This is a genomic window from Streptomyces sp. Tu6071 (assembly GCF_000213055.1).
Lineage (GTDB): Bacteria > Actinomycetota > Actinomycetes > Streptomycetales > Streptomycetaceae > Streptomyces > Streptomyces evansiae.
Genome location: NZ_CM001165.1, coordinates 1,671,975 through 1,685,107, shown reverse-complemented (window position 1 = coordinate 1,685,107; position 13,133 = coordinate 1,671,975). Strand labels below are relative to the sequence as shown.

Sequence of the window (13,133 nt, the reverse complement as noted above, 5' to 3'; positions counted from 1 at the left end):
CCCGCTCCGCCCGCACGGCCTTCCGCGGGCGAAAAGCCCGGCCCGGCCCCGCGTGGTGCGGAGCCGGGCCGGGGTGGTGCGGGAACGGGACCGTGGGGTCAGTTGCCGCCGGTGGACACGGGCTTGGTCGTGAGGGCCGCGTCGAAGAGGTGCAGGACGCCCTTGTCGCTGGACTGCGGCAGGACCACGGACTTCACCCGCTTCGCCGGGTCCAGGGCCTCGGGGGCTGTGCCGAAGACGACCGTGCGGGTCGTGTCCGCGGTGCCGTCGGCGCGGTTGCGGCCCGTCGTATCCACGAGCGGCACGTTGCCGAAGCGGTAGTCGGTGCCGGGGGTCCAGTCGGTGAGCGCCACCGTCACGTCCTGCGTGGTGCCGTCCGTGTACTCGACGCGCGCCGTGCCCTGGGCCGGGCCGTTGGTGGCGAGGCCGAGGAAGGAGATCCCGGCCGCCGCGGTGCCCGTACGGCCGCCGAGGGCGATCCGCTGGCCGTGCGGAATCCAGTTGTCCGGCTCGCCGGGCGCGGTGCGCGGCCACGTGAAGGTCACGCCCGTGTCGCCGAGCGGGATCTTCGCCCCGGGAGCCGCGCCCGCCGCCGAAAGGCGCTCACGGGACAGGGAGTTGTCGCTCAGGTCGAGCGAGCCCGCCGACTTCGCGCCGTCCGCCGTCGTCCCGACGTCGTTGCGCGCGTCGGAGCCCGCGTCGTACGACGGCGGTACGTCACCCGCCCGCGTGCCCCAGTCGCCCGGCTTCGCGGCCATCGTGAAGTCCAGCGTTCCGCCGCGCCGCGCGAAGTCCTCGCCGACCCAGCTCGCCGTGCTCGTCCGGCCGTTGACCTTGAGCGAGCGCACGTACGGGCGGTCGCCCGTCGTGCCCCGCGCGTTGAGGCGCAGCGTGCGCGCGCTGTCCTGGCTGCGGATCGTGACCTGGTCGAAGAGCGGGGCGCTCAGGACCAGGTTCGCGGTGCCGTAAATGGTCGGGCTGAGACCGAGGTTGGCCCACACGTACCAGGCGGAGAGCGCGCCGAGGTCGTCGTTGCCCGGCAGGCCGTCCGGGCCCGTGCCGTACAGCTCGCTCGTCGCGCGCCGCAGCGTCTCACCCGTCTTCGCGGGCTGCCGCAGCCAGTTGTAGACGTACGGGGCCGAGAAGCTCGGCTGGTTGGAGAGGTAGGCGCCCTTCGTGCCGTACACGCCCGCGTCCAACTGGCTCAGGTGCTCGTCGAGTTCGGCGCTCACCTTCGCCTCGCCGCCGCGCGCGGCGATGAGCCCGCCGATGTTCTGCGGCACCATCCAGCCGTACTGGTAGCCGGTCGCCTGGTCGAACTGGTTGCCGCGCTGGCCGAGGTCGAAGGCGCGGTCGAAGCCGTTGCGCGAGCGCGGCCGGATCTCCCGGGTGACCGGGTCGAAGACGTTGCGCCAGTTCTGGGCGCGCGCCATGAAGCGGCTCTCGGTGTCCTTCTCGCCGAGCCTGCCCGCCAGTTGGGCTATCGCGAAGTCGTCGATCGCGTACTCCAGCGTCTTCGAGGTCGCCGAGTCGCCCTTCGCGTTCTCCACGAAGCCGGTCCCGAAGTACTGGAGCGCGGCCGTGCGCCGCGTGTTCGTGGCGGGGAGCGACTGCGTCCGGACCATCGAGCGCAGCGCGCCCTCGCGGTCGTAGTGCGTGCTGCCGAAGGCGTCGATCGCGGAGAGGACCGCTTGGAGCGAGTCGCCTGTCATCTTCTGCTGCGCCTGGTTCAGGTGCGGCCAGTTGGGCCAGGTGCCGGTCTGCTCGACCATGTCCACGAGCGACTGGTTGACGTCGTCGCCGACCTTGGGGAAGAGCAGCGCGAGCAACTGCGCCTGCCCGCGGTAGGTGTCCCAGCCGGAGTACGTCGTGTAGACGTGGTGGCCGCGCGCGACCGTGCGCACCTTGCCGTCGTAGCCCGGGTAGCGGCCCGAGACGTCGTCGGTGACGTTGGGGTGCAACTGCGCGTGGTAGAGCGCCGTGTAGAACTTCGTCCGCTCCGCCGCCGTGCCGCCCTGGATCTGGACGGTCCCGAGGTTGCGGTCCCAGGCGCGGCGGGCCAGGGCGCGTACGGCGTCGAAGGAGCGTCCGGCGCTCTCGGCCCGTACGTTGGCCGCGGCGCCGTCCACGTCGACGTAGCTCAGCCCGGTGTGCGAGGTGACCTTCGCGCCGCGCGCGAAGGTGAGCCAGGCGCCCGCGCCGTGCTTCCGGTCGCCGCCGTCCGCGCTGTCGGCGCCGGGCGTGACGCTGTCGCCCTGCCAGGTGCCGTGCGCCGTGAACGGCTTGTCGAAGGTCGTGGAGAAGTACGCGCGGTAGTGGCCGCCGCCCTCGCACACCGAGGCGGCCTCGACCCAGCCGCTCACCGTCCGCCCGGAGACGCTGACGTGGCTGTCGTAGACCTTGTTGTTGGAGCCCGCGACGTCGAGCAGCAGCGTCGCGCTGTCGCCGTCGCGCGGGAAGGCGTACCGGCTCACGGCCGAACGCGTCGTCGCCGTCAGCTCGGCCGTCACACCGTCGCCGAGCCCCGCGCGGTAGTAGCCGGGCGCCGCGTCCTCGGCGGCGTGGTCGTAGTCGAGGTAGTAGGGGGTGATGTCGGCGGCCGGGCTGCGCGGCAGGCCGCTGTCCGGGAGGGCGCCCGTGTACGGCAGGACGGGGAAGTCGAAGGCGCTGAACCGGCCTTCGCAGCCCGTGCCCGACAGGCGCGTCATGCCGAAGCCGCGCAGCTTGTCGGCCGTGTACTCGTAGCCGCCCTTCTGGTCGCCGTCCGAGGTGCGGTACGTCGTCGGGCTCGACTGGACCATGCCGAAGGGCAGCGCGGCGCCCGGCCACGTGTTGCCGTAGGCGCTGTTGCCCTTGTTCTGCGTGGTGTCGAGCTTCGTGCCGATGAAGGGATCGACGGAGTCGTAGGCGCTCGCGGCGCGGCCCGGCGCGGGCCGGGCGTGGGCCTCGGCGGCCGGGACGCTCGCGGCGATCAGGCCGAGCGAGGTCACGGCGGCGAGGAGGAGGCCCGCGCCCCGGCGCCGGGCGGGCGGTGCCGGTTCGCGGGCGGGTGTACGGGGCGTGCGCATGGCGCTTTCCCTTTCGGCGCGGTGCCCGGGGCGGGGGAGCCGGGAAGGCTGCGGCCCTCGGACAACGTTGTCATGGTGAGGCACGGTGACCGTATCCCGCTCGTGGCCAACGGGGGAGGGGCTGGTACGCGAATTCTCGGCGCCCCGCGAGGAAAGTCCCCGCGCCCTGTGCCGCCCTGCCCGGGGACGATGCGCCTGGGCAGGGCGAGTCCGAAGCCGCCGAATCCGGCCAACACGACCCCAACTCGCCGTTCGGTGAGCGTTGTTGTGGCCTTGACAGGTTCCCGGCGGCCCCGTTTCCCTGGCCCTGGAACGTATCCGCGGCCAAGAGGGAAGGTGTGGCGAGGATGAGAACGTCCGTACGCTCTGGGAGGGCGGCCCTGCTCGGCTGTCTGCTCGTCGCGACCGCGCTGGCGGTGCCGGCCACCGCCGCGCACGCGGCGGGGCAGGTGTGTAACAAGTTCTGCGACACGCGCGACCCGGCCGCCGCGAACGGCGAGCGCACCCCCGTCAGCGCCTCGCTCTACGGGAGGACGATCACCCTTCACCTGTCCGACAACGATGTCATGGGCTGGGGCTCCCTCGACAACGGCAACCCCGGCGACCAGGTGTGGCTCGACCGCTCCTTCGACGGCGGGCGGAGCTGGTCCTCGGGCAGCAAGCTCGGCGTGACCGCCGTCCCGGACGGGCGCAAGAGCTGGCGCACCCTCATGTACAACGTGGACGACTGGAACACCGGCGGCATCGGCGCCCTGCGCGCCTGCGGCAAGGCCGGGGACCGCGCCGAGATCGCCTGCACCGGCTGGGCGCGCACCGACTGGAACTCCTGGAGCCGCAGCACGGCGGCGGCGACCGCGCTCATGGCGAACTACGACCGGGGCAGCGGGAAGTTCGCCGGCTGGTGGACCTCGGCGACCGCGCTCACCTCGGTCATCGACAACATCCGCGTCAGCGGGATGCCCAGCTACAAGTACGCCATCTCCACCACGTGGGAGAAGCAACGTGGCGCCGAGGGCGGCGACTTCACCAACAGCTACCTGGACGACACCGGCTGGTGGGGGCTCGCCTGGGTCGCCGCGTACGACGTGACCCACGAGCAGCGCTACCTCGACACGGCCCGCAAAAACGCCGACCACATGGCCGCCTACTGGACCGGCACGTGCGGCGGCGGGGTCCAGTGGGCCACCGACAAGCCGTACAAGAACGCCATCACCAACGAGCTGTACCTCCACCTCAACGCGGCCCTCCACAATCGCGTCGGCGGCGACACGACATACCTCAAGCGCGCGCAGGACGAGTGGTCCTGGTTCAAGGGCAGCGGCCTCATCAACTCCGGCCACACCATCAACGACGGCCTCAAGGACTCCTGCGCCAACAACGGCGACACGACCTGGACCTACAACCAGGGCGTCGTCCTCGCGGGGCTCGCCGAACTGCACCGCGCGACCGGCGACGCGGGCCTGCTCGACAGCGCCCGTACCCTCGCCGACGCCTCCACCTCCTCCGGCTACCTCAACCCGGGCGGCACCCTCCACGAGCCCTACGAGCCGGACGGCACCGGCTGCACGTCGGACGGCGACTCCTTCAAGGGCGCCTACGCGCGCGGTCTCGGCATCCTCGACAAGGAGCTGCCCGACCACCCCTACCGCGCCTACCTCGACCGTCAGGCCGACACGGCGTACGCCAAGGACCGCAACAGCTTCGACCAGTACGGGCCGCACTGGGCGGGCCCGCTGACCGGCACGGGCAACGGCTGCCAGCACAGCGCCCTGGACCTGCTGAACGCGGCGGAGGACGACTGAGTCCGGGCGGGCGGCGCCGCACCGGCCGGGTGCCGCACCGCCCGCACCCGCCCCGGCGCCGTACCGCCCCGCACCCGCCCCGGCGCCGTATCGCCCCCACATCCGACCGGACGCCGCACCGCCCCGCACCCGGCCGGACCACTCCGCCCCGCCCCCCGGGAGGAAGCGCACCGTGACACCTACCCCCAGAGACCGCACGCGGCCCGTCGCCGCGGCCGTCCTCCTCGCCCTGCTCGCCGCCTTCCTGCCGCTGGGCGGGACGACGCCCGCGGCGGCGGCCGAGGGGGACCTGCTCACCGGGCAGTGCCCCGGGGCCGTACCGGCCGGGAACACGAGCGTGACGACGAAGGACCCCTCCTACGGATCGAGCGACCGCATCATCGACCTCGCCAACATCGGCGCCGCGCTCGCCTGGGACATCGGCGCCGTCATCGGCGCGATGATCGTGGACGAGGCGCAGAAGGCGCAGCGTGTCGAGACGTTCGTCGGCGACGTCCAGGACTGCTTCCCCGGCTACAACGTCATGGTCACCCAGCCCAAGGGCCTCACGACGCAGCACATGAAGGGCATGCTGCTGGCGAAGACGGTGTCGATCTCCAGCACCTCGTACCGCGTCCTCGTCTTCAAGGAGGGCACGTTCCACAAGGACGGCGACCTCGGCTACAAGAACTGGGGCTACAGCGGGTACTTCTCGCGTACGGACGAGAACCGCACGGTCACCTTCACCGCCCCGCCGCGGGTGACCCGCAAGAACGACTGGTACGCCTCCTCGGTGGGCGAGGAGACTCCCATGTCCTGCGAGGTGAACGGCGTCACCGCCCCCGACGCCGACCTCCAGCTCGCCGTGGGCGACGGCAGCGACGAGAACCGCGCGCGGGCCGACGAGAAGCTCCTCGCCCGGGCCATGCACTGCTGGCCCAGCCACAACATCCTGCTCCTGCACGACGGCGGCGCCGCGAAGTTCACCGGCACGGACTCGCTGAGGATGGCGGACGGCAAGCCCGCGTACAAGAAGAAGTTCGACATCGGCAACCGCACCTTCTGGCTGTACGTGACGGACACCGGGAAGGTGACCTCCACCGGGGACGGCGGCTGGCTCAACTGGGGCTACGGCGGCCACTACCAGCGCACCGAGAAGGACGGGGACGTCACCGTCGACTTCACGCGCCCCGCCGAGGCGGACCTCAACCCCTCGGGCCCCTGGACCGGCGCGACGACCGATCTCGCGCTCCCCGACGCCGCCCACTACGTGTGCGCCGGGCCCCCGCCCGACGGCGACGGCACCTTCGCCCAACGGGCCGCCGCGCGGCTCGCCGTCTGCTACCCCGGCACCAACATCCTCGTCGTCAAGAGCCTGAACGACATGCAGTTCGCCCGCGCCGAGGGCCTCCGGCACGTCTGGGAGGGCAGCGACGGCCACACCGGCTACGACGCCTTCGTGCTCCGTTCCGGCGACGTGCTCAACACCGGCGACGGCGGCTACACCAACTGGGCCTTCTCCGGCTGGTACGAGCGCCCCGAGGGCCAGGACGGGTACGTGTCCTTCTCCGCGCCGCCCGGCGACGGCGGCCAGGACCCCCGGGTGCCCGAGCTCGGCTCCCGTCCGGCGACGTTCACGGTCCGCTCGGGGAGCTCGTCCTTCGACGTCTCCCAGCCCGCCGACTCCCTCGCCACGTACGTCCTCAAGGACGGCCAGAAGCCGAGGATGACGCTCAGCGCGGCGGACGGCGCGAAGCTGAAGTACACGATGGACGACTTCGACGTGAGCGCGCAGGGACGGCAGCCCACGGCCACCGTCACCGTGGACACGGCGAAGACCCACCAGAAGATCGACGGCTTCGGCGGCGCCATGACCGACTCGGCCGCCTCCCTCATCGCCGCGTCCCCGCACCAGGACGCGATCCTCTCCCAGCTCTTCGGCACCGGGGACAAGCAGGCCGGACTCACCCTCGTGCGCTCGCCCATGGGCTCCAGCGACCTCATGGCGAACGGCACCGACGTGCACACCTACGAGGACACCAAGGGCAGCTTCTCGGCCGACGCCACCCCCGCCGACAAGCGGCAGATCGCCATGCTCCAGGCCGCGAAACGCGAGACCGGCGGCGACTTCAAGCTGCTCGGCACCCCCTGGAGCGCCCCCGCCTGGGCCAAGCGGGGCGGCAAGCTCCTCGGCGCCGAGTGCGGCACCGAGCAGAACGAACTCGACCGCGGGAAAGTGAACGAATACGCCGACTACTTCGCCAAGTACGTCAGCGCCTACGACAAGGCGGGCATCAGGCCCTGGATGGTCTCGATGCAGAACGAGCCCGAGAACTGCAAGACCCAGATGCCCACGACCCTCCTCAACCCGGACGACGAGGTCGCCCTCTCCAAGGCGCTCACGTCCCGGCTGCCCGGTGACGTCGGAGTCCTCGGCTTCGACCACAACTGGAACGACCCCGACTACGTCCGCACCCTCACCGGGCAGGGCAAGGTCGACGCGATCGGCTACCACTGCTACGACGGCACGCACTACGGCGCTCAGACCCGGAGCGTGAAGACGCTCATGACCGAGTGCTCCGGCTTCGTCGACCAGTCCTCGGACGTCGCGGGGAACATGGGCTGGGAGGTCGCCAACCTCCTCATCGGCCCGCTGCGCAACGGCTCCACGGGCTCCGTCTACTGGTCCCTCGCCCAGGACGCCCAGGGCGGCCCCGCCCTCTCCACGCCCGACGCCTGCCACACGTGCCGGGGCATGATGACCGTCGGGAGCGACGGCAGCTACACGCCCTCGCAAGACCTCTGGTTCTGGGGGCAGTTCGGGAAGTTCGTCCGCCCCGGAGCCGTACGCGTCGACTCCACGAACACCGGCGACCTCTCCACGGTCGCCTTCCGCGACGGCGACACCACGACCCTCGTCGTCCTCAACTCCCGTACCCACGCGGACGGTGGCGCGCCCGGCTCCAGCGAGTCCGACTTCCGCGGCAAGATCGTGCAGTACAAGGACGACGGGAACGCGCAGAAGACCTCCTGGCTCGTCGGCGCCGACGGCTACCGCCGCTGGGTGAGCGATCTCGACACGTACGGCTGCCTCAAGGACGAGGCCGGGAAACCGGACGCGGGCGGGCAGCCCGGCGGGACCCTCGACAAGTACGTCAACCTCAAGGACGTGTGGGCCGTGTGCGGCGCGAGCGTCATGGGCACCAACAGCGAGCTGGAGACCGGCACGTACCTGAAGTCGGGCGGCGGTGCGCGCCTGACCCTCGGCAAGGACGGCAAGCTCGTCGCCAAGGACGCCTCCGGGACCGTGCGCTGGACCGCGCCCGCCACGGGCGACCGGCTCGTCCTCCAGGAGGACGGCAACCTCGTCCTCTACGACGGCCCGTCGGCGCGCTGGGCGAGCGGCACCGACGGCAAGGGCGCCGCGTGGCTCTCGCTCCGCGACGACGGCACCTTCATCCTCTCCACGAAGGCCGACAAGACGGTGTGGACGAGCCCCGTGGACGCCGCCGCCTACCGGGGGCAGATCGTGCAGTGGGACGGCGACAAGGCGGAGCAGAAGACGTCCTGGCAGGTCGGGCACGACGGCAAACGCCGGGTCGTCCACGACTGGGACACCTTCAAGTGCCTGCACGACGCGGGCGAGGGCGACTCCCGCTCCGTCTCCAGCGACACCCTCGACAGGCTCCCCGACCTCACCGGCGTCTGGGCCACCTGCGGCGCCGACCGCGTCGGCGCGCGGGGCTCGCTGGAGAAGGGCGCGTACCTGAAGGCCGGCGACTACACCCTGGAGATGCAGACGGACGGCAATCTGGTCGAGTACCGGAGCGGGAAGGCGGTCTGGTCCACCGGCACCAAGGGGAAGGGCACCGTGCAGCTCACGCTCCAGTCCGACGGCAACCTCGTCGCGTACGCGGACGACGGCCACGCGGTGTGGGCGAGCGGTACGAAGGGGAAGCGGCCCGGCTGGCTCGTGCTCGGGGACGACGGCTCGCTGCGGCTGTACGACGCGGACGGGAAGCAGATCTGGACGCGCTGACCCGGGCGGCGGGGTCGGCCGGGTGCGTTTCGTTCACCCGGCCGACGCTGTGCGCTTGTTCCGCGGGGCGAGCCCGGCGTGCGTGTTCCGTCCAGCCCACCCGGTCAGGGCCGGTGCCGTCCGGTCGGGCGGATCAAGCGGTCCCGGCCGCTCAGCGGTCCGTCTTCACCCAAGGGGTCACGCCGAGCTTGCCCGTCGTGCCGAGGTCGATGTGTTCGGGGAGCGTCACCGGGGCGGCCCCGCTCTTCGCGCGTACGCGGGCGTAGGGGGCTGTGACCGGTGTGCCGAGGTCCGTCGTGTTGCGCCAGACGAGGTCGGCCCTCGCGGTCTCACCGGGCTTGAGGGTGACCGGGCGCGGGGGCCCGTCCCCCTCGATCGCGCTGGTGATCTCCCGGCTGCCGCGAAGGACGCGGACGCCGTCGATCGGCTCGCGGGTCTCGTCCAGGAGTTCCAGTTCGGGGTAGCCCTCGACCTCGTACTCGCGCTTGCCGCAGTTCACGAGGTGCAGGCCCACGACGCGCAGGCCCATGGCCGCGTCGCCCTTGTCGGTGCTGACCCGGACGCCGGAGGACGGGCAGGTGCCGTCGGCGCCCTGGGCCTCGGCGGCGGGCACCTCGGCGACCTCCGTCACCTTCGCGCCCGTGATCCGGGGGGTCGTGGGCGGCAGGGTTCCGGCCCCGACCCTGCCGCGCACGGTCTTTCCGGGGCGGACGCCGGGCACGGTGGTGGTCTCGTTGGCCATCGCGCCGCCGTCACCGCTCGTGAACGTGATGGTGACCGTGTAGGTCAGGGTCTCGGTGCCGTGGTTGATGATCTCGTACGCGGCGCTGATGCCCGAGTCCCCGCCGAGGTCGAGGCTCTCGGCGGAGACGGACCGGCTCCGGGAGGGGCTCGGCGAGGGGGAGGGGCGCGGCAGGGTCAGGGAGGTGACGCGGACGCCGTCCTTGCCGGGGTCGTCGACGCTCGTGCGCGAGAACGCCGCCGCCGGGGCCCCGGCCGTCGCGGAACCCGCGTCCTCCGCCCCGCAGGCCGTGAGCAGCGCAGCGGTCGCGGCGAGGAGCGCGAGGAGGGGGACGGGACGAGCGGCGGCCGGGCGGAGCGGCGTGCGTCTGTGCATCCGGTCATCTGATCAGCACGTTTCGTCGCCCGTGTGTGACGGAGGCCATAGTTCCGGTCACAGCGCTGTCACAAGTCGCCGGGGCGGGAGAATGCGGGCTGTGACTGATGACGATCCGAATCTGTGGCTGGAAGACATCGAGGGCGAGGCGGCTCTCGCCTGGGTGGGAGAGCGGAACGCCGAGGCGGAGGCCGCCCTCGCGAAGGACCCCGGGTTCACCGCGCTCGAAGCACGGGTGCGCGAGGTGCTCGACGCGGGCGACCGCATCCCCTACACGACGCGAAGGGGCACCTGCCGGTACAACTTCTGGCGGGACGCCGAGCACGTGCGCGGGCTGTGGCGGCGCACCTCCACCGAGGAGTACCGCGAGGACGCGCCCGCGTGGGAGGTACTGCTCGATGCCGACGCGCTCGCCGGGGCCGAGGGCGTCGACTGGGTGTGGGGCGGTGCCGTCGTGCGCGAGCCGGACCGGGAGCGGGCGCTCGTGCGCCTGTCGCGCGGCGGCGGCGACGCGGTCGAGGTGCGCGAATTCGACCTCGTGCGGAGGGAGTTCGTCGCCGACGGTTTCCGCGTCGCCGAGGCCAAGACCCGCATCGGGTGGATCGATGAGGACACCGTCCTCATCGGCACCGGGCTCGCGGGCGGCTCGCTGACCGACTCCGGGTACGCGCGCACGGTACGGCGCTGGCGGCGCGGGACTCCGCTCGGCGAGGCCGCCGTCGTGTACGAGGCGGAGCGGGGCGACGTCGTGGCCTGGGGCTGGCACGACCGCACACCGGGCTTCGAACGGGACTTCGTCGGCCGGGCGATCGACTTCTTCACCAGCGAGCTGTACCTCCTCGCTCCCGGCGACAGACTCGTCAAGATCGACGTGCCCGACGACGCCGAGGCGTACGCGCACCGCGAGCACCTGCTCGTGACGCTCCGGAGCGACTGGCTCGGGCACCCGGCGGGCGCCCTCCTCGCCTTCGGCTTCGACGCCTTCCTCGCGGGCGACCGCACCGCCCGCGTCCTCTTCGCGCCGGACACCCGCACGGCTCTCGTCGGCCAGGCGTGGACCCGCCACCACCTGCTCCTGACGACGATGCGCGACGTCAGCACCCGCGTCGAGGTGCTCACGCCGACGCCCGAGGGCCCCTGGACGCGCGCGCCGCTCGCCGCCGTACCACCGCTCTCCGACGTCGCCGTCATGAACACGGACCCGGACACCGACGACGCCTACGACCTCGACGTGGAGGGCTTCCTCCAGCCGTCCACGCTCTCCCAGGGCCGGATCGGCGCGCCCGCCGAGGTCCTCAAGCGCGCCCCGGCCCGCTTCGACACCGAAGGGCTCTCGGTACGGCAGTACTTCGCGATCTCGCGGGACGGCACGCGCGTCCCGTACTTCGTGACGGGCCCCGACCACGAGGCGCGCGGTCCTGGCCCCACGCTCCTGTACGGCTACGGCGGCTTCGAGGTCTCCCTGACCCCGGCGTACGGGGCCGTGGCCGGCCGGGCGTGGCTGGAGCGCGGCGGCACGCGCGTCGTCGCGAACATCCGGGGCGGAGGGGAGTACGGGCCCGGCTGGCACCGCGCCGCGCTGAAGGCCGAACGGCCGCGCGCCTACGAGGACTTCGCCGCCGTCGCCGAAGACCTCGTCGCGCGCGGCATCACCACCCCCGCCACACTCGGCGCGATGGGCGGCAGCAACGGGGGCCTCCTGATGGGCGCCATGCTCACCCGGTACCCCGAGCACTTCGGCGCGATAGTCGCCGAGATCCCCCTGCTCGACATGCTCCGCTACCACCAACTCCTCGCGGGCGCCTCGTGGATGGCGGAGTACGGGAACCCCGAGGACGAGGCCGACCTCCCGCACCTGCGCGCCCTCTCCCCGTACCACGGCCTCCGCGCGGACCGCTCCTACCCGCCCCTCCTGCTGCGCACCTCCACCCGGGACGACCGCGTGCACCCGGGCCACGCCCGCAAGTTCGCCGCGCGGATGCGCGAACTCGGCCACTCCGTCCTGCTGTACGAGAGCCGGGGCGGCGGGCACGGGGGCGGGAGCGACAACACGCAGGCGGCGTTCAACAGCGCGCTCGCGTACACCTTCCTGTGGCGCCACCTCGGTCCGCGGCGTGCCGGCGGATCAGCTCGGCCAGACCGGGCGTGAGCCGCAGGCGGTCCAGGTCCTCGGGGGCGAACCAGTGCACCAGCACGCCCTCCCGCAGGTCCACCGACTCCGCCGGGCCGCTCCACCGGCCCTCGTAGACCCGCACGGGAATGCTCAGGCCGTCCGGGCTCGTCTCGTACTGGTCCTCGTACGGGGACAGCCCGGTCGGCACGAGCCCGGGAACCTCCTCGCCCAGCTCGCGCCGCAGCGTGGCCTCGGGACTGTCGTCGCCGGGCTCCCGGCCGCCGCCCAGGAGCGCGAACGCGCCGGGCTCCCAGATGCCTTCGCGCATGTCCCGGAGATGGAGGAGGTAGCGCCCGTGCCCGTCGTGCAGGAGGAGGGAGGCGTTGAGCGGCTGCGGGGTGCCGTCCAACTCCCTCTCAGCGGCGAGCAGTTTGGCACGGAGCGTGGTGGAGCGGATCGCGGGGAACGGGAGCCAGGTGGCACCCGTGACCTCCTCCTCCTGGAGCGCGAGGGCAGGCGGGGCCTCGTCGGTGAGGTAGAAGAGGAACCGGAAGTCGTAGTGCTCGTGCGCCGGTTCGCCCTTCTCCGGTCGCGCGTCGATGGCGTGGACGTCGATGTCGAAGGGGGCGTCGAGCGCGTACGGGGTCAGGCACAAGCGGCTCGCGGGCAGCCCGGTCTCCTCGCCCACCTCGCGCACCGCGACGGCGAGGAGGCTCGTGTCGGCCTCCTCGGCGTGGCCGCCCGGCGTCAGCGTGAGGCCCGAACTCCGGTGGCCGATGTGGAGGACGCGCCGGGCGCGGTCGATCACCACGGCGCCGCACGTGACGTGCCCGGGGAGGGTGGTGCGGGCGGCGGGGAAGCGCTCGCCCGAGTCGTCGGCCAGGAGGGCGAGGAGACCGGTGAGTGCCGGGCGGTCCTCCGGGTGGAGGGCGAGGTACGTGTCGACGAGAGGGCGGAGGGCGGCGGGGGTGAGTGGCACGGGGGCACCTCGCGTGTCGGGGTGACCAGCGAAGCA

The 13,133-nt window shown here is 72.5% G+C and carries 6 protein-coding genes; 3 read left to right on the top strand and 3 right to left on the bottom strand.

The window, feature by feature from the left end:
• Nucleotides 1–98 precede the first annotated feature (98 nt).
• Nucleotides 99–3,068, bottom strand: a complete 2,970-nt coding sequence (locus tag STTU_RS06845) for a GH92 family glycosyl hydrolase (RefSeq protein ID WP_007821140.1) — start codon at nt 3,066–3,068, stop codon at nt 99–101.
• 347 nt (nt 3,069–3,415) lie between these two features.
• Between STTU_RS06845 and STTU_RS06840 the strand changes: the two genes are divergently transcribed.
• Both STTU_RS06840 and STTU_RS06835 read left to right on the top strand, forming a co-directional pair.
• Nucleotides 3,416–4,870: a glycoside hydrolase family 76 protein gene (locus STTU_RS06840; RefSeq protein WP_043254418.1), complete on the top strand. Its 1,455-nt coding sequence runs from the start codon at nt 3,416–3,418 to the stop codon at nt 4,868–4,870.
• A 172-nt stretch (nt 4,871–5,042) separates the two neighbouring features.
• On the top strand, nt 5,043–8,888 hold the full coding sequence (locus tag STTU_RS06835) for a hypothetical protein (protein ID WP_007821136.1): 3,846 nt from the start codon (nt 5,043–5,045) through the stop codon (nt 8,886–8,888).
• Nucleotides 8,889–9,039: 151 nt separating this feature from the next.
• On the opposite strand, the gene STTU_RS06830 is transcribed toward STTU_RS06835, so the two are convergent.
• Entirely contained in the window at nt 9,040–10,005 is a 966-nt protein-coding gene (locus STTU_RS06830; RefSeq protein WP_007821134.1) for a DUF4232 domain-containing protein, read from the bottom strand.
• A 91-nt stretch (nt 10,006–10,096) separates the two neighbouring features.
• Between STTU_RS06830 and STTU_RS06825 the strand changes: the two genes are divergently transcribed.
• The gene (locus STTU_RS06825) at nt 10,097–12,154 is read left to right on the top strand and encodes a prolyl oligopeptidase family serine peptidase (RefSeq protein ID WP_043254416.1); all 2,058 of its coding nucleotides are present in this window, start codon (nt 10,097–10,099) and stop codon (nt 12,152–12,154) included.
• Here STTU_RS06825 and STTU_RS06820 read toward each other — a convergent pair.
• Nucleotides 12,069–13,097 (bottom strand): NUDIX hydrolase, encoded by a 1,029-nt coding sequence (locus STTU_RS06820; protein ID WP_007821121.1) that lies wholly within the window; start codon nt 13,095–13,097, stop codon nt 12,069–12,071. The two genes, STTU_RS06825 and STTU_RS06820, sit on opposite strands and share 86 nt — an antisense overlap.
• Nucleotides 13,098–13,133 lie beyond the last annotated feature (36 nt).